Origin of the sequence: Vibrio marisflavi CECT 7928 (genome assembly GCF_921294215.1) — a bacterium.
In the GTDB taxonomy this organism is placed as follows: domain Bacteria; phylum Pseudomonadota; class Gammaproteobacteria; order Enterobacterales; family Vibrionaceae; genus Vibrio; species Vibrio marisflavi.
Map to the genome: position 1 here is coordinate 629,704 of NZ_CAKLDM010000002.1, position 18,360 is coordinate 648,063.

Annotated in this window: 15 protein-coding genes and 1 tRNA gene; 8 read left to right on the forward strand and 8 right to left on the reverse strand. The window is 41.1% G+C overall.

Going from position 1 to position 18,360, the window contains the following annotated elements; all coding sequences use genetic code 11:
• Positions 1-47: 47 nt before the first annotated feature.
• The 3 genes from L7A31_RS09655 to L7A31_RS09665 all read right to left on the reverse strand — a co-directional run bounded on the left by L7A31_RS09655 (position 48) and on the right by L7A31_RS09665 (position 2,630).
• Positions 48-776 (reverse strand): class I SAM-dependent methyltransferase, encoded by a 729-nt coding sequence (locus tag L7A31_RS09655; protein ID WP_237361305.1) that lies wholly within the window; start codon positions 774-776, stop codon positions 48-50.
• Between the two features lie 14 nt (positions 777-790).
• Positions 791-1,564, reverse strand: a complete 774-nt coding sequence (locus tag L7A31_RS09660) for a LuxR C-terminal-related transcriptional regulator (RefSeq protein WP_237361306.1) — start codon at positions 1,562-1,564, stop codon at positions 791-793.
• A gap of 592 nt (positions 1,565-2,156) precedes the next feature.
• Positions 2,157-2,630 carry a MarR family winged helix-turn-helix transcriptional regulator gene (locus L7A31_RS09665; RefSeq protein ID WP_237361307.1) on the reverse strand — a complete coding sequence of 158 codons (474 nt, stop codon included), beginning with the start codon at positions 2,628-2,630 and terminating at the stop codon, positions 2,157-2,159.
• 112 nt (positions 2,631-2,742) lie between these two features.
• Here L7A31_RS09665 and L7A31_RS09670 point away from each other — a divergent pair, with 112 nt between their 5' ends.
• Positions 2,743-3,642, forward strand: coding sequence for an EamA family transporter (locus tag L7A31_RS09670; protein ID WP_237361308.1), 900 nt, complete (start codon positions 2,743-2,745; stop codon positions 3,640-3,642).
• A gap of 40 nt (positions 3,643-3,682) precedes the next feature.
• Here the strand turns inward: L7A31_RS09670 and L7A31_RS09675 are convergent, their stop codons facing one another.
• Positions 3,683-5,341 (reverse strand): APC family permease, encoded by a 1,659-nt coding sequence (locus L7A31_RS09675; RefSeq protein WP_237361309.1) that lies wholly within the window; start codon positions 5,339-5,341, stop codon positions 3,683-3,685.
• A gap of 655 nt (positions 5,342-5,996) precedes the next feature.
• Between L7A31_RS09675 and L7A31_RS09680 the strand changes: the two genes are divergently transcribed.
• The 4 genes from L7A31_RS09680 (at position 5,997) to L7A31_RS09695 (ending at position 10,239) form a co-directional block, all read left to right on the forward strand.
• Positions 5,997-6,614, forward strand: coding sequence for an HAD family hydrolase (locus tag L7A31_RS09680; protein ID WP_237361310.1), 618 nt, complete (start codon positions 5,997-5,999; stop codon positions 6,612-6,614).
• Positions 6,615-6,815: 201 nt separating this feature from the next.
• Positions 6,816-7,241, forward strand: coding sequence for a GFA family protein (locus L7A31_RS09685; RefSeq protein WP_237361311.1), 426 nt, complete (start codon positions 6,816-6,818; stop codon positions 7,239-7,241).
• A gap of 5 nt (positions 7,242-7,246) precedes the next feature.
• Positions 7,247-7,711: a GNAT family N-acetyltransferase gene (locus L7A31_RS09690; RefSeq protein ID WP_237361312.1), complete on the forward strand. Its 465-nt coding sequence runs from the start codon at positions 7,247-7,249 to the stop codon at positions 7,709-7,711.
• Positions 7,712-8,064: 353 nt separating this feature from the next.
• Positions 8,065-10,239: an ATP-binding protein gene (locus L7A31_RS09695; protein WP_237361313.1), complete on the forward strand. Its 2,175-nt coding sequence runs from the start codon at positions 8,065-8,067 to the stop codon at positions 10,237-10,239.
• A gap of 136 nt (positions 10,240-10,375) precedes the next feature.
• Here L7A31_RS09695 and L7A31_RS09700 read toward each other — a convergent pair.
• From L7A31_RS09700 to L7A31_RS09710, 3 genes are all read right to left on the reverse strand, one after another.
• A tRNA-Ser gene (locus tag L7A31_RS09700) sits at positions 10,376-10,466 on the reverse strand.
• Positions 10,467-10,636: 170 nt separating this feature from the next.
• Positions 10,637-12,430 carry a DUF3413 domain-containing protein gene (locus tag L7A31_RS09705; protein ID WP_237361314.1) on the reverse strand — a complete coding sequence of 598 codons (1,794 nt, stop codon included), beginning with the start codon at positions 12,428-12,430 and terminating at the stop codon, positions 10,637-10,639.
• Positions 12,431-12,455: 25 nt separating this feature from the next.
• Complete coding sequence (locus L7A31_RS09710) at positions 12,456-12,680, reverse strand: YejL family protein (protein WP_237361315.1); 225 nt, start codon at positions 12,678-12,680, stop codon at positions 12,456-12,458.
• 85 nt (positions 12,681-12,765) lie between these two features.
• Between L7A31_RS09710 and yejK the strand changes: the two genes are divergently transcribed.
• Positions 12,766-13,767 (forward strand): nucleoid-associated protein YejK, encoded by a 1,002-nt coding sequence (yejK, locus tag L7A31_RS09715; RefSeq protein ID WP_237361316.1) that lies wholly within the window; start codon positions 12,766-12,768, stop codon positions 13,765-13,767.
• Between the two features lie 207 nt (positions 13,768-13,974).
• A complete protein-coding gene (locus L7A31_RS09720; protein ID WP_237361317.1) occupies positions 13,975-15,258 on the forward strand; it encodes an Hpt domain-containing protein in 1,284 nt (427 codons plus the stop codon).
• Positions 15,259-15,314: 56 nt separating this feature from the next.
• On the opposite strand, the gene nhaC is transcribed toward L7A31_RS09720, so the two are convergent.
• Positions 15,315-16,763, reverse strand: a complete 1,449-nt coding sequence (gene nhaC, locus L7A31_RS09725) for a Na+/H+ antiporter NhaC (protein WP_237361318.1) — start codon at positions 16,761-16,763, stop codon at positions 15,315-15,317.
• Positions 16,764-17,202: 439 nt separating this feature from the next.
• Here nhaC and asd point away from each other — a divergent pair, with 439 nt between their 5' ends.
• On the forward strand, positions 17,203-18,315 hold the full coding sequence (asd, locus tag L7A31_RS09730) for an aspartate-semialdehyde dehydrogenase (protein WP_237361319.1): 1,113 nt from the start codon (positions 17,203-17,205) through the stop codon (positions 18,313-18,315).
• The last annotated feature ends 45 nt before the right edge of the window (positions 18,316-18,360 follow it).

The window sequence follows — 18,360 nt, forward strand, 5'->3', positions numbered from 1 at the left end:
CAAATATGGAACCCCGCGATTTAGACGCGGGGTTTCTTCGTCTAAATCTAACGCTTTATGCCGATAGCGCTGATCCATTCTTCTCCGTCTAGGCAGAATGGGCCAGGTACGCCAATATCTTCGCCACCGATATATTCGTTGGCTTCTACGTCAAAACCGAATTTTTCGAACAAGTAACCAATGGTTGCTTTGTCAAACAGCATGAGTTCATTCGGCACATCTTCATGAATGATTTCATGTTTTGAGTATTTGCGTTTGTCGTCTATAAAGCCAGCAAAAATGTCTCGTTGTTTAAGCTGCTCTTGGTAGTCAGGAATAAAGTTAGCCAGTGTTTTATGAAATGGCGTGTAATTGAGAATGAAAAGCTTACCACCCGGACATATCCAACGACTTAGTTTCTCAAAGCCTATCTCTAACTCTTTTTCGGTTAAAAATGATAATACGTGGGAAATAATGGCACCAGAAAAGGCGTTGTCAGCAAACTCCAATTGTTCCGGGAAGCGTCCAACTCTAGTTGTGAGATTCGCTTGGTATTGCTCTGGCGTTCGAGACTTTAGCTCTTCCAGATGAGTGCCTTGAATATCGCAAGCTACTACATGTGCGTTGTTCTCTAAACAAGGAATTGTATTAACACCAAATGCGCTACCGATGTCTAGTAGTGGCTTGTCTATCATGCGTTGGTTTGAATAATCGATAAATGCCTGCCCTAAAGGAGACAAGCGGTGCATGAACCCAAATTGGTTATGGGTTATTTCTAAGCCGTGTTCATTGTACATAGTGAAGTGGTGCCTTATTGGTGGTGGTAACGGTTTAACTCTGTAATTAATTTGGAGCGGCGGTTTACGCCGAACTTTCTCTTGATGTTGTATATGTGCTGCTCGACAGTTCTTGAGGAAACGCATAGAACTTCGGAAGACTCTTTCGCAGTGAGCCCATCAAGCAGTAGCTCGGAGATTTCTTCTTCACGAGGAGTAAGAATAATGCTATTTGAATCTGAAAACGGGCTGGTAATGATTCTCGGGGCAGGCGAGTTGCTGTGTCTTTCGGTAGTTATCCAAGGCAAAATGAGTTTGTGTTCGTCAGCTTCTCGGATGAACTCTTTGGCGTGATGACGAAAGAATCGACGGAATTTTTTTAAGTAGTCCAAGTCATTCATGTAGTTATTGATGGCTTGAACCTCTGAAGCTGGTGAATAAAACGTACAGTACTCGGTATAATCCTCTTGATAGTCAATTAGCACTAAACAGCTACAATAGTTAAATAGATCCTTTTGATCTGAAAGCTGGCGGGAAATACGTTTGCGAAGATCGGGTGGGAAATTTTCGATCACTAGCTCATAGATAACACACTCTTGTTTGCCAAATAGAGGCGGTGTGTAAACCTTTTCGATATGCTTTTTACCCAGAAAGGAGTGTGCTAAAGCCTCGCTATCACTCCATAGTTCACTGCGAGAGCCGTCTTTATATATCTTAGAGTAGGAAAAAGCATTAATTTTTAATCTAGAATACAGTCTATTCGAAGCGCTTTTTACTTTCTCAGCATAAATAAATGCAGGGTTATCCAACGAGTTTCCTTCTACATAAACATATTTGCCAAGTAAATTTTCCCTGGCATTTAATTTGTCGTGTTTATGCTTGCGTAATTATTCGACGGTGGAAACTTATCACAATGAGAGCTTATTACAAATACTATTGTTATTTTAAATTTTGCTCGATATATTATTGAAACTATCAATACATCTATACAGGACTAACTATGGGTAACTACGTATAAAAACGCTAATCTACGTACTTTTACCTATATATTTCTTTGCCCTCATAATAGAGAATGTTCCTGTTGCCTAAACCGTTTGCATATAATTTATATGTGTAGTGATACGAACGGTTAAGTATAACTTTTTGTTTTTATTGGGCTTGTTATAGGTTTTAACTCAGAGCTTATAACACAACGCTTTTCCATTGAGAGTGTTGTACATAGCCAACTGACATTGTTACCCGCCTCTTCTATTTTGGGTATCAAATACGAGTTCTTCTCACCCACATCGTTTGATGTGGGTTTTTTTATAACTAAAGCTTAAGGTTTATATAAATTAAAGCTCTGGTTTGTGAATGGCTTACACTTATTTAATTATTTGGGGGATTTTATTATCATTATTGTCAATTAGCTAGGATTTTTTTTAGCAAATTTGCAATTATAGTTTGCTCTTCCATATTTAGCGGCTCAATCATCGACTGCATATTTTGTACGTGCTTTCCTAATATGTCATCCATTAAGCTTTTACCATCTTCGGTTAAAAATACTTGGCAACTTCTCCTATCTTCGGCACTTGAGCTCCGGTTTACCAAACCCCTTTTAACGAGGGATTCTAGTCGGGTGCTCATTGCACCGGACGATAACATCAACTCTTTGTAGAGCTCTGTAGGAGTCAAAGGTGTCGAATTACGGCGCAGTGTTGCGAGGATATCGAACTCAACGGCGCTAATTTGATACTGTTTAAACACTTCTGCTAGCTGCTTCATCCAGATTGTACTGACTTTATTTAGGCGGCCAACGATGCCCATGCTTGTATAGTCTAAATCGGGGCGCTCTACTTCCCATTGGGCAATAATTTTATCTACGTGGTCTTTCATTACAACATTTCGAATTAAGTATCTTTCTAAAAAGATACTTGATAAAAAACTAGATTTCCATTACTTTCTAAAAAGTATCTTTCAGGAAAGATATATTTATGAGGAAGTAACAATGACAAAATCGAGTTCAAAGTCTTTGCTAATGACTACAGCTATCGCGCCTTTGCTCTGGGGAAGTACGTATGTAATTGCAAACCGCTGGTTACCAGTTGACACTCCTTTATTTGCAGCACTTGTTCGTGCTCTGCCATCTGGTTTGATACTGATATTATTGACACGAGTATTGCCAAAAGGGATTTGGTGGCGGCGCATAGCAATTCTAGGAGTGCTAAACATCGGCATTTTTTTCTATGGCTTATTTTTCGCAGCCATGCATTTACCGGGTGGAATGGCTGCATTGGTGATGTCATGCCAGCCAATTATCGTTATATTTTTAAGTCGATGGTTAACTTCCGCGCCAGCCAATAGTAACCACTTCTTGGCTGCTATTTTTGGCATTACGGGTATTGGGTTACTTGTTTTGAAAAGTACTGCGGTTTTAAGTTTATCCGGAATGGTGATGGGTTTGCTTGCAACATCCAGTATGGCGCTGGGCGTCGTTTTGACCAAAAAATGGGGAAGGCCAAGCAATATGAATTTGTTGTCGTTTACCGGCTGGCAACTTGTGTTTGGAGGTGTGTTCTTGCTCCCTATTGTGATGCTTTGCGAAGGTGTGCCGGAGAATCTGACAATGGCAAATATGGCTGGCTACTTGTACCTCATCTTTATTGGCACAATACTCTGTTATGTGATCTGGTTTAGAGGACTGGATCGACTACCAGCAACCTCAGTGTCCTTTTTAGGATTTACGACCAGCGTTTCAGCTTGTGTCTTAGGTTATGTTTTTCTTGGCGAAACTCTCAATGGTTTACAGGTGCTAGGAGCCGTTGGCGTTCTTGTCTCTATTTGGCTATCAAATAGGCCGACAAAACAAGAAAGCGGCTTCAAGTGGCGAGGTTTAGGCACCGACTAACAAAAATTCCGCCAGAGGGCGGAATTTTTGTTTGGCTTGTTTAGCTAGTTTGGGCTTTAAGCTTGTTCGTATTTTCGGTGGAGCTAACTAAGTCGTTCGGTTCACTAAGCTCTTGTTCCAGCAACTGTGTTCGCCATGCAGAGTTTACTCCCCAATAGAAGAACACGAGGCTGGCAATCGCCACGGCAGCCATACCATAACCAAATGGCAGAATGTTGATACCACCAAATTGGCTGCTACCAATGTAGGAAAGGGTCATCATGGCTAAAAAGTAACAAAGCATCCATAGGCTTGCGGTCACATGTTTACGTATACCAGCCCAGCCACGTTTGCTTTGGAAGTATCCATAAATAACAAAACCTAACAGCAATACAATGATGACTTTGCCTGTAAGCGGCCAACGAGACCAATATAACACTTCGGAAGAGATGGCAAATCCTAGTGGTGCAAGGATAGGTAGATACTTTAGGCGGATTGGACTTTGGATCTCCGGGGCGATTTTTCGTAACGACATTGCCGACATTGGCCCAACAATATAGGTAACTACAGTAGCTGCAGAGATAATGCCTGCTAGTTGTCCCCATCCTCTAAACAGGTAAAGGAAGATAAAGCCAATAATGAGGTTCGTCCATAGTGCCGCGCGTGGAATGTGATATTTTGAGTGCAATTTTGCCATGCATTTTGGCATATGGCCGTGTTCACTCATCGCAAACAGCATGCGAGTCGTGGTGCCCATGTAAGTGATACCAGTTCCTGTCGGAGAGACAAAAGCATCGATGTAAAGTAGTAGTACAACTAAGTTGAGGTTAAGTGCTATCGCTAGTTGCGCGAACGGTGAGTTAAAATCGAGACTCCAACCATACTTGGCCAGATCCGCTGGCTCTATGCCACCGATGAAGCTCACTTGTAGGCCAACATATAAAATAAGTGCGAAAACCAAAGTGAGGATAATCGCTAGCGGTAAGTCACGTTTCGGGTTTTTAGACTCGCCAGCAAAGTGCATTGGGCTCTGAAATCCATTGTAGGCAAAAACGATACCTGCAGTTGCAACTGCTGTGAGCGCTCCGGCCCAGCCATAAGGTGCAAATGAGTGGTTCACTGCTGTGAAGTTGCTTGGATGGAAGCCTGTCATGACGATTGAAGTAACACAAATAACGGGAACCAGCATTTTAAAGATGGTGATGCCCGTTTGTGATTTACTGAATAAGTTGACGCTCCAGAAGTTGAGCAGGAAGTAAATGATCATCAGAACTGCCGCTATCGCCAAGCCAAAGGTAGATAAGGAGTGGCTTTGTATGTCAAAGATAGTGCTGGTAAGTGGATGGATCCACTGCCATTGCCACGTGGCCATGTACTGTACGGATGCTTCAGCTTCAATAGGAATGACTGTTACGATAGACAACCAAGTTGCCCACGCTGCCATATAGCCCACTACTGAGCCATGAGTGAACTCCAAGTAGCGCACGGGGCCGCCGGATTTAGGAAAAATAGTTGAGACTTCCATATATGTCAGAGCAACAATCAGTACTGCAAACCAGCCGATAACCCAAGATGCGATGGCTGCAGGTCCAGCAATTTTGGCAGCGTGATAGGCTCCAAACAACCAGCCTGAGCCGATAACCGAACCTATACCTGTCATTGTGAGAGCGACTAACCCCATCCTTCTTTTGGGCCTAACCTTAGAACTGTTCATACTCATAGAGCGTAATGTCCTTTATTGTAATTATGTTATGTCTGCACGGTCAGCATTTATTGCTGATCCGTATTGGGCGGAAAAGCCGAACAATATCTGGCTAATTTCCTCGTTATTGGCAAGGGGAAATATGATTCAACGAATATCTGAATCTTTTATGATTTGTATTTTTAAATCTAATTTATTCGCTTAGCAAAAATATAACTCTGTGTTTATTTATTTGATGCTAATGATTTGTGACAGCTCTTAAATAAGAGCAGATGGAATTACATTGGATTGTGCAAGCTATCTCTCCGGCAGTGTGTACCCTTGTCGTAGCATTCCTTGCAATATGAAACTAGTATGGCATCAATGCCTGTTTAGTGCCAGAAACGTAACACTTTGTATCGCAACGTGTCAACATGTTAGTGCCTGTGTTGTATGATAAATGAACGACGATCTGACCTTATATTTCGATTAGGTTTGTTATATTTTTTCGTAATAATATTCCGAATTATGTTCTATTTATATGGAAACCTTAAGGTGATATTTTTTAAAATATAAATTATTGTTATGTGTTTCTGAGTAATTATATTGTATGGTTGGCGGTATATATTTGTTGATTTTTCAAGAGTTATTTAGCAATCAATATTAAATGCAATACTTAATTGGAGGGAGATTTATGGTTGGCTATCAAATCAAAAATATAGTGTTTGATATAGGAAATGTATTGGTTAGATGGTCTCCTCTGGAGATCGCACGGTTAACATTTGGTTCAGAGTCGAAAGCGAACGAAATGGCGCCTAGGATATTCCAGTGCGAAACGTGGGCTGAACTCAATGAGGGAAAATTAACCGAAAAGCAAGCGATGCAATGGTATCAGACAGAGTTAGGGCTATCGGAACAAACTGTCGAAATGTTGTTTTTTTATATCAAAGAGAGCCTAATTCCAGTTTATGGTACGTACGATTTACTAGGTAAGCTGAAAAAATCGGGGTACAAAATATTTGCGCTAACAGATAATGTTGTGGAGATAGTAGCCTTCTTAAAGCAGAGATATGACTTTTGGGCAGCCTTCGAAGGTGCAGTTGTTTCTGCTGAAGTAGGGTGCTTAAAGCCATCTGCTGATATTTACAATGAACTGCTTGAACAGTATCAACTAGTTCCAAATGAAACTGTCTTTCTTGACGATGTACTTGCCAATGTGCAAGGTGCTCAAAAAGCCGGGATTCATAGCATTCAGTTTCTAAACATTTTCCAGTGTGAAGAGGAACTAAAATCTATGGGCGTTAAATATTAGAAGTGCGATGTAAGTACTTACTTAATCTTAATCGGTCGATATCTTGTGCCAATCAGAAGTTAAAGCTCAAAAACTTTGCCCATGTTGAAAGATATTACGACGTTACAGAGTAGTAGGAAGCTAAATTAGTAGTTGAACTTTTTCTCTTTGGCAGCGAAGCTGTTTTCGTGAGCTAGATTTCTAGAGTTAAGGAGACTATAAATGGACACTTCTAATGGTCAATGTTCTTGTGGCGAAGTTCACTTTGAGTTTACTGGTGCACCGATAAATAAAGCATTTTGCTACTGTCGCTCGTGTCAGAAGTTAACGAATTCAGACAAGTGGTTCGGTTTTTGGGTACCCGTTGATAAGTTTCGGTTTACCAAAGGCACCCCAGAGACATACAGCCGGTTAGGAGACTCTGGAAAGATGATGCATCAGAAGTATTGCGGAAAATGTAGTACAACTCTAGCTATTGAAGTAGAAGTGGCGGGTTTCTACTCTGTGGCAGCCACAGCAATAAATGGTAGCAACAATGATTCGCCAACTATGTGTATCTATGCTTCTCACGCGCCTAAGTGGGCGCAATTTCCAAACGGCGTACCTAAATTCGATATATTGCCCCCAGAAATGAGTGGAGATGGGTAACTGAATTGATAGATATAAGGAAAGCCACAAAGCAGGATGCGCCAGCTTTGTTTAAAATGCGTATTGAAGCAATTCGTAGCCAATGCGTCGAGTTCTACTCGGCAGAGCAGGTTCAAATATGGACGAGCGGAAATATAACAGAAAAGTTTGTCCAGGCTGTGGAACGTTCTTTTTATGTTTCTGAAATCGATGGGCACGTGGTCGGGTCAGGGATGATTGATCGTATGACTGGTTTCATTGATGCCATTTTTGTCCTGCCGGAGTTTATGGGGAAAGGAGCGGCGAAGGCAATGCTAAAGCATTTGGAAATTATCGCACTCCGGCAAAACCTTTCTTGTGTGTCTTTACAGTCGACTTTGAACGCTGCGGGATTCTATCGTGCGCATGGTTATGATGGAACTGAGACTTCCGTATACCACTCTCCACTTGGAGTAGAGCTTGATTGTGTTCCAATGCGAAAGTGGTTATAGAATTTATTTGGCCATTTTTTATTAAACAAATAGCAAAAAGCCTCTGATTTTCAACTGACCCCAATAGTTGTCCCCCAATTATTGGGGACTTTTATGTCCAAATATAGTCGTGAGTAGAAGTGCATCTTAGCCAAGCAATGTTTAAGTGGTGCGCTATCTCGTCTTTTAGCTAAGCAGCATTCTATTCCTTCTAGACAAATCAGGTTCCGTCCACTGGCTCACAGTTCCATATACCTTCACGCTCGCGATTTTCTCTTACTTTTATTGTGGTTATAACTCAGTTCATGGCAGTATGCCGTATTGATTAGATAACAATAAATATTCAGTAGTAACTGATAAATTGAGGATCACACATGAAACTTCAGCTTGATTTGGCTAACTGTTATGGCATCAACCAACTATCTAAAGAGTTAGACTTTACAAAGTCAGCGACTAACGATGGCATCAATTCGCTCTACGCCCCAAACGGAACGTTAAAAACTTCGCTAGCTAAGACCTTTAAGGATGTGGAAGAAAACAAGGATACAAAGGATCTTATCTTTCCAAGTCGTACAACGGTAAGAAATATTAAAATTGATGGTACCGATATAGCTTCAAGCCAAGTGATGGTGATTGACTCTTATAATGAAAGCTATAGCTCTCAACAACTTTCAACTTTATTGGTTAACGAAGAGCTGAAACAACAATATGACACTGCTCTAAAGGAAGTTGATGGCAAACGTTCAACTCTCATAAGCGGAGTTGCTAAAAAGTCGGGGAAACGAGATGTCCCGAGTCTATTCAATGAAGCTTTTGGGGTTCCTCAAAAAGAACTTTTAGGGTTACTTGTAACACTTTCTGAGCAGACAAACCCTGACTATACCCAATATGGAGAATATAAGTACGATACTTTGTTTAATCCAAAAGCTCTCCAGCTAATTGCCTCAGAAGACTTAAGCAAAGACCTTGCAGACTATGTCGACACCTATGACAAGTTGATTGAAAACTCTACAGTTTTATCCAAAACTTTTAATCACCAAAAGGCTGATGTCGTTTCAAAAAGTTTAACAGATAACGGCTTCTTCAATGCTTCGCACAGTGTCAATATTTCAGTCGATGGTTCTAAGCAAGAGGTGTCTTCAAAAAAAGAGCTAAATGACTTACTACAATCCGAGCAAGATAAAGTCCTACAAAATCCCGAATTAAAAGAAAAGTTTAGCCGTGTTGATAGCAAGTTGAAAAACAAAGAAACTCAAGCTTTTCGAGATCTAATTTCGGAACATCAAGATTTGCTAGGTGAATTTACCGATGTTGATGAATTTAAGAGAAAAGTTCTAATCGGGTACTTACAATCTAATCAATCTGCTTGGGATGACTTAGTTGCGACATACAAGTCTAATCAGGAACTGGTGGCGAATATTGTCTATCAAGCACAGCAACAAAAAACAACTTGGGAAACCGTCGTTGATACTTTCAATAAGCGCTTCAAGGTTCCATTTAAACTTAGCGTAGAAAATCAGGATGAGGTGATTCTAAATAACGCCGCTCCAGCTATAAAGTTTGAATTTGATGACGGACGAGGTGAGTCAGAGGTCGTTAGTCAATCAGGTTTGGTAGACGCTTTGAGTCAAGGCGAAAAGCGTGCACTTTATATCCTTAACGTACTTTTTGAAATTGAAGTGAAACGAAATAATGTTCAGCCACTCTTAGTTGTGATCGATGATATTGCCGATTCTTTTGACTACAAGAACAAGTATGCCATTGTTGAGTATCTACGTGATATCGCAAAAGTGGCTCATTTCAGCTTGCTATTACTTACTCACAACTTCGATTTTCATCGAATTGTGAGTAGCCGACTCGGTGCGAAACGTCAGAATCGTCATATGGCAACAAAGTCATCAACGGAAATTGCTCTAAAACCAGAAAAATATCAAAAAGATGTATTTAATGCTTGGAAGCAAAACTTAGCTACAAATGAAGCTTACCTGTTAGCTAGTATCCCATTTGCTCGAAATCTTGCAGAGTATTGTGGTCATGAAGATCACTACAGTAATTTGACATCTCTTTTGCACCTAAAAGCAGATACCAAAGACATCAAAGTTAGCGATATGCAAGCGATGTATCGTGAGATCTTTGTAGATCAGTCTGCATTAGAACTACCAAACAGTGAGTCGTTAGTATTTGATAAGATAATAGAGCATAGTGATGCGCTTGTAGCTGCTCCTCAAGAATCACCCGAGCTTGAATGTAAAGTTATTTTGGCTATGGCTATCAGGTTACAAGCTGAGCACTTTATGATCACTAAAATAGCCGACCCCACTTTTGTTGAGGGGATTAGTTCAAACCAAACTCGTGCACTTTACGACAAATTCATTGAGCTACACCAAACTGAACAAGACACTATTAGCTTGCTTGATCAAGTGAACTTGATGACTCCAGAGAACATTCATTTGAACTCATTCATGTATGAGCCAATCCTAGACATGTCAGCTCACAGTTTGTACCAGTTGTATTCTGACGTCAAAGAGTTGGTTAATGGGCTAACATAAGTCCACCACTCAACTCAACCAGCATTAGTTTGGGAGTCTCAATAAGTACATCTGTGCTACCTTTATGTGCAAGATGATTTTCGAGGCTTCAGATGCGAAAAAACCGCTGTAAAAACAGCGGTTTAATCTTTAAAAGTGGCGGAGAGATAGGGATTTGAACCCTAGATACGCTATTAACGTATGCCGGTTTTCAAGACCGGTGCTTTCAACCACTCAGCCATCTCTCCGTTGTTGGCCCGCATTCTATAAGGGTTATTCTGGCTTGTAAAGAACCTATCGAACTGTTTGCCTAACTAATAGGCAATTAAAAAGAAAAAGCTGTTATTTGTAGAATTTTTGCTCGCTAACAATAGCAAAAAAGGAAGCAAGAGCTTCCTTTTTAGGTGGTAAATAAAGACTAATTGTTCTTGGTGTAAAAACGCTGCAACTCGGTAAGTCCTTGCATCAGAACCGGTAGAGGTGGGTTATCGTCTAGTCGCTTATAGTTTTTATCGTAAAGTTTGTAATTTCCAAACCTATCAATAACCGCTGTTCTATCTGGCGTTACTAAGGCGAGCTCTCTGGAATCTCCAGATAGTACCCATTTTCTTTTACTTTCATTAAACAAGCTGCGCCCACTACTGTAATAGTATGGGTTCGAAGACACTCCCAATATCTCTTGTAAAATCGTTACCGAAAAGTCTAGGTGGCTTGAACGGTGGGTAAACTTAGCGGGCAGCATGCCAGGCCAGTGTATGATCATTGGAACCTGTAGCTGATAGCGGCTGTAATTTGAACTCGCTCCCCAGCTGTTGGTTTTGGTGTCATTCAGTTCGATGCCATGATTAGATGTAATCACGACTACGGTATCTTTGTTTAAATCCAACGTGTTTATTTGATTGATGAGTTGCTCAAGCTCATTATCCGCTACATGTACTGATTGATCGTAGCCTTTAAGCAAGTTTTGATAAGAGAGCTTTTTGTCTCCGCTGTAGTTTGAGTAATTGCCTACTGTAGTCAATTCGATGAAGCTAAACCAAGGAGCTTTGGCTGTTTTAACCCATTGAGACCATTTATTTATTGTCTGGCTGTCAGTTGAGCTTTTCTCGTTGAAATCAATTTTGTTTAGCTTTAAGCCATGGAAGATAGTATCTGCAAATAGATCATCTTCGAAATTGTCGCCGCTGAACAAACCAAAATGATAGCCTTGTTCCTTCATTGCTGAGAGCATCACAGGAGCAGTGCCCTGAGCTTTAATGCTGCTGGCGTAGCTACTTGGTAAGCCATAAAACAGTCCAAACATACCGTACATGTCGTTGCTTGAACTGTAATGATTGGTGAAGTCTAAATTATTTTGCGCATATTTGTACGCATTTGGCATGTTCTCTTTAGTCAGAGCGTCCGCACGTAAATTATCCACGCTTATGACTAATACATTCAGGTGGTTAGCCCTTCGGTCGAACTGAAGTGGCTCAAGTGGGTAATCGACGAGATGCAGTTTACCTTCGTTCTCGGATTTTCGTTTTAGGTAGTCTGCTCTATCCAATAAGCCATGCTTCTCCATAAAGGACTTTGCAGTCATTGGGTACGACAAAGGGAAATTCGACTTTTGGCTGGTGACCGGATTATAAAAATACGCATCGGACCAAACATAGACAAGGTGGCTAGTGATAAAACAAACAAACAACAGAGCTGCAATTGGGCGTCCAACTCGTTTGTGAGAAAGCTTACGTTGTTTCCGCCAAACCCACTCAGATAGCCCTAGTTCGAGCAGGAAAATGAGCGGCATAACAATAAACAGATGCTGGAGATCTGTACTTATAGCGCTATTCCCATCACTAAAGAGAACTTCCCAAACGACTCGATTTAGGTGCAGATTGATTGTCTGGTATGCCTGAGTATCGATCAGCAACAAGGTTAAACCAACTGTCGCAAAGCAAACTGCTACAAGCCGAAAGAGTTTTCGTGAAGGTATTAAGAAGGTGAGTGGGAATAAAATTAGCAGGTAGAGAGCGAAAACTAAAAAGCTAAAGTGTCCAATCCAGGATACCGCCAAATAAAATTGGCCTAATAGTGTTTCTGGCCACGGAGAGTGAACAATATATCTCGTGCCGATCAGCATTGCTGCAATGATGTTGAAGAAGGCAAACCAGTGCCCCCAACCGACCAAACGTGAAACTCGTTCTCCGTATGTGTTTCCGCTATCAACCATGCGTAGTTCTAATACCCGGTTCTAATTAATGTGAAGTGAGATCCAGAGAAGACAGTAGCGCTTGAGAAAATTTTTCCGCAAGTTCTTTACGTTGAGCAACAGCTACATTTTGGTTCAAAACATTAGTCGCAATATTACCAGCGATCATTAATGTAAGGTCCGGTGTTGCTTCATATTTTTCAAGTACAGTCGCCATTTCAGCTAGTATGTTTTCTACTTGTTTGTCACTGTATTTAGATGTTATCGGCATAATATCTCTAAAGATGATAGTCAAAGCGGCCTATGATAACCTACTATGCCATACAACTTAAACTAAGTACGACGATAAATTTACAATGAGTCTTTCCCTATCTAATGTCATTCTACACCAGTTAATTAAAAATGATCAGGAAGATCTGATAGTTAACTATAGACCTAATGTTTTAGAACACAATAATTCTAGTGAAAACTTGGTAGCTGAGTTGCATCGTGTCTTTAATTCCAAGGCAGGCAAAGGCTTCGGCAGCTTTCAAGATGATAGTAAGTTTCAGCAACAACTGAACGATTTACGTCAAGGAGACATAAATTTTTACGAATTTTCACAAAGTTGTGCGACTCAATTAAAAGAAGAGTTAGTTAAGTACCCGTTTGCTGACGAAGGAACTTTGGTGATGGCGAGCTACCAGTCACTCGCAACTGACTATCTTTTTATTGGAGTACTTCAGTCCAATGCGAGCCTCAAGGTTACCGAAAAGTTAGATATCAGCTCGACAGAGTATCTGGATATTTCAAAGATGGACATCGCTGCTCGTATCGATCTTTCAAGCTATGAAACTGATAAAGAGTCGAATCGCTACTTATCCTATATAAAAGGCAGAGTAGGCCGTAAAGTGGCGGACTTTTTTCTAGACTTTCTGCAGGCAGAAGTAGGTTTGGATACTAAACAGCAAAACCAAGTACTGATGCAGGCCGTAGACGACTTTTGTACCGATTCCAAATTGGAAAAAAGCGAAAAAGACACGTTTAAGAAACAAGTGTTCGAGTATTGCAACGAGCAGGTGAAGTCCGGCGATGAAGTTGTTGTTAAAGAATTATCTCAAGAGCTTCCAGCCAGTTCCGATGGTACGAACTTTATTGAGTATACGGAAAAACAAGGCTACGAATTAGAAGAGAGTTTCCCTGTCGATAGGACAACAGTACGTAAATTGACAAAATACGTTGGGGCTGGAGGAGGAATAAACTTAACTTTTGATAGTTTATTACTCGGAGAGCGTGTGTTCTATGATGCAGAAACAGATACCTTGACGATTAAAGGTACCCCACCGAATCTACGTGACCAGCTGACAAGGAACATGTAAAACAACCGAAAAGAGTGCAGTTTGCACTCTTTTTTCTTGTCAAGAATCATCATGAGTCACTTGGGTATACTCTAAATAGCGTATACTATTGTATCAAAAGGTGTGCTTAAAGTTATCAATTTCAAAGCGTTACACATCGTGTGGGTTTAGTCTGATGCTGAGTTAGTTGGCTTAGAGCTCACAGAAAGCTAATGGAGTGGAGCTTAGATGGTAAAGGGATATAAAAAGATACGTTGGGCTTGGGTTGTTGCGATTGTTTGGGCTCTAGTAATTGTCGCGATTTCAGTGAACTATCGCGCAAATGTTTCCTCTATGCAGATGCTTGAGAGAATGGCAAAAAATGTCGATGAGCTTCAATCTATTTTAGTTTACGATGCGCCATTTCGAACCAATCAACTCGACAAAATCAGTGTCATTATCCAAAGAATCTACATAATGCGAATTAAGCTAGAAACGGAGCTTTCTAACGGATTCGTTAATCCTGATATCAATCAAGCCTTGTACACAATTGATCGATATATTGAACATATTCGCAGTTATGTCCGCTCAGAAACAGATGTTGTCACGTTAGTGAATAGGTTAAGAGACACTCGCGAGAAATATGTAAGCCAAGAGCAACTGCAAACAGTGTATTTTCAATTGAGTAGTTATGTACTCGAAGCACTCTATAGTGACTCAAATGGTAGTCCTGATGTATATCGCGCCTTGGACAAAGTATTTTTACTTTCTCAGAGTTTACCTGCAGAACAAGGCAAAGAGTTGCAACAAGTGCTTGGACAGATTTCAACGGTGTTAGGCAGCTACGCTCAAAGCAATTATCTTGTTGAAAAACTGCTAAATAATTCAATCCAAGACCAAATTTTTGTTTTGGAAGAGGAATATCATCACTACCTTAGTATGTATATCATCATCATTGTTGCGTTTAGTGGCTTTTGCATCTTTGCGCTTAGTTTTTCTCGAGGCCGCAAGCCTACCCCGAAAGCAGTTGAAACAACAACCGATATACCGCAGGCATTAGCAACAACAGGTCCAGAAATAAGCCAACCATCCCCTGTAGTCAGAACAGCTGCTGAGGTTGCTCAACCTCCTGAGAATACACGCTCAGCAGCAGCGGTTGAGTCAGTTGAGCTTAATACTGAAGAGGTGAGTAATAATAGTGCTATTGATTTTGAAAAGCTGACAGATTCTTTAGGTGGTGATAGAGATTCCGTTGCCCTTCTATTAAATGTGTTTATTGAAGACCACAAAGAAGATGTTCAATTGCTGAAGACATTCATCGGCTCAGATCATGATAAGGCGCTAAGAAAAGCACATAGCTTAAAAGGTGTGGCAGCGAATATTGGCGCCAATGACTTACGAGAAACAGCCTATCAGATAGAAAAATCATTGAAAGATAATGAGCCAGTTACAAGTCAAATGCTGCAGGAGCTTAGTGTTCGGTTGGATAGAGCGGTTGGTGCAGCGACTGGATATATCAAAGAAAATGAGTAAAAAAGAAAAAGCGACTTATTAACAAGTCGCTTTTTACTTAGAGTCATGTTTTGCAGTTAAGCTGATTGGTGCTTGGGCACCATTGGAATATCACCGTTGTCTTCATCGCTACCAAGTGCTTCTTTAGGTTCGCATTTGTCGACAAACCAGCCCATATAAGAAGTCACAATTGTAATAATGATACACACGAAGCTTAACCACATATATGGTGCATAGGAGAGTGTCGCAACACCTAAGATGCTAGCCATATAAATGCCATTGTCACTCCAAGGGACCATGCCTGATGTCAACGTGCCACCAAACTCAGCGTTACGAGAAAGGTTCTTTCTTTGATATCCGAGTCTATCGTAGTTTTTAGCGCATATTTTTGGCGTGAGGATCAAAGATACGTACATAGCAGAGCCAAATACATTGCCTAGAAAGGCTGTGCCAATAGTACTGGTTGCTAGAGAGCCGCTAGATTGAACTTTATGTTCAAATAGCTTGGCAATGGTATCTAGTACGCCCACTTTTTCCAGCAGTCCGCCAAAACCTAAACCAAACACGATAACCGCCACTGAGCCAAGCATTGAGTACATACCGCCACGATTCAAAATCGCATCAATAAACTTCACACCAGTATCAATGGTTTGTGGTTCCCATGCTGCATGGAAAGCAAGTAAGAAATCGCTGCCTTGAAATAACACTGCCCATATCATTCCAAGCAGAGCACCGAAGCTAATCACGGGGAATGCAGGCATACGCAGTGCGAGCAAGCCGAGTACAGCAATAACAGGAATAAAGGAAATAGGAGTAATGTCAAAGTGGTGCTGCATGGTATCCATAACGGTTTGCACCTGTGATGTATCTAGCTGACCACTATAGTGAAGGCCAAACGCTGTAAACATTATTCCAGTGATAACATAACTGATAGACGCAATTGGCAGCATGCCACGAATGTGTTCCACAACTTCAACGCCTGACATTGAAGACGCTAAAATGACTGAGTCAGAAAGCGGAGACATCTTGTCGCCAAAATAGCAACCTGATAGCACAGCACCTGCAGTTATCGGCGCAGGAACACCTAAACCTTGGCCAATACCCATCATTGCAATACCAGCAGTACCAGCAGAGCCCCATGATGTTCCAGTAGCCAGTGATGTCATTGAACAAATGATCATTGTGGCCAGTAGAAAAATTGAAGGGTGAATGGCTTTTAGTCCGTAATAAATAATAGTTGGTACGATACCACCAACAATCCAAGTGCCAACTAACGCACCCACTGCGAGCAATATAAGAACTGCTCCAAGTCCATTTGAAATTCCATTTAATGCTGACTTTTCCAGCTCTTTGTAAGTATGGCCGAGCCATACGCCTAGAGCCATAATGATGAACCAACCAATGTAGAGTGCCAGCTGAATGGGTAAACCGAGTTTGGCGGTAAATGAGAACGCCATGAGTAAGAACAAGCCCAAAGAAATAATTACTTGAGCTAGACTCGGCAATCGCGGGTTAGCTTGCTTCATAAAGAACCTCTTGTCTAATTTATGAGCGAAGAAAACGTTTTCCTCCTAAAAATGCGCAGAGCACTCTACAACATTCACCAAGAGATATCGATAGAAATGTAAAATACTGTGAGCATATATCGATAACCTATTGAAAGTTGGTCACATATATTATCTAGGTCATGTTTATCAGTTATTAGTGTTGAAATTGATGCTGAACTTGATTGTTTTGCTGTGAAATCATCGCTCCAAATTGCTTCCATAGATAGGCAAAAGGCAATTTGATGTAAGGAGGAATATAACTTAACCATATAATATCAGTGGCGTTTGGATTTTGTGGCGAATTAATGACAAATAGGTCTTGAAGTTTTCGACTAAAAAATCAAGTATGGGAGGGCTAAGCTTGTGTTGGAATGTCTTAGCAAAGATTCGTATTTGAGATAATGATGGAGTGTTAAAGATGAGAGTGGGTCTGATTGGCTGGCGTGGTATGGTTGGCTCGGTGTTGATGAAACGAATGGTAGAAGAAAAGGACTTTGATGTCATTGAGCCTGTTTTCTACAGTACTTCTCAGGTTGGTATCTCAGCTCCAAATTTTGGTAAAGATGCAGGCCTGCTCCAAGATGCTTTCGATATAGAAAGTTTAAAAACACTAGATGCCATCATCACTTGTCAAGGTGGTGGATATACAGAGAAAGTTTACCCTAATCTGCGCCAAAGTGGTTGGAAAGGCTACTGGATTGATGCTGCATCGACACTTAGAATGGATGCAGATTCCATTATTACTTTAGACCCAGTCAACTTAGCTCAAATACAGCAGGGCATCCATTCGGGCACGAATACCTTCGTCGGCGGCAACTGTACTGTAAGCTTAATGCTAATGGCATTGGGTGGTTTGTACGAGAAAGGCATGGTGGAATGGGCTAGCGCTATGACGTACCAAGCGGCATCAGGTGCTGGAGCGCAAAACATGCGTGAGCTTATAAACCAAATGGGTGTTATTAATGACAGTGTAAGCACTAAGCTTGCTGATCCTTCCTCTTCTATTCTAGAAATAGACAAAGTGGTTGCTAGTACTTTGCGTTCATCTAGGTTCCCAACTGACCAATTTGGAGTGCCTCTGGCTGGCTCTTTGATCCCATGGATTGATGTAAAACGCGATAACGGGCAGAGTAAAGAGGAGTGGAAAGCGGGCGTTGAAGCCAATAAAATTTTAGGCACTCAAGGCGCGCCAGTTCCTATTGACGGTACTTGTGTGAGAATTGGTGCAATGCGCTGCCACGCTCAGGCACTGACCATCAAGTTGAAACAAAATGTGCCTATGGATGAAATTGAAGAAATTATTTCAACTCACAATGATTGGGTAAAAGTTGTTCCAAACGAACGTGATATCACAGCTCAAGAGTTATCACCTGCGGCTGTTACTGGCACGATGTCTGTACCTGTAGGTCGATTGCGTAAGATGGCTATGGGAGACGACTTCCTCAATGCATTTACTGTTGGTGATCAATTGCTTTGGGGAGCCGCGGAGCCTCTAAGGCGTACACTACGAATTATATTGTCAGAAAAGTAGCCTGATTGTTCGAAGTTTAAGTGGTATAGAAGCTAGGTTATATTG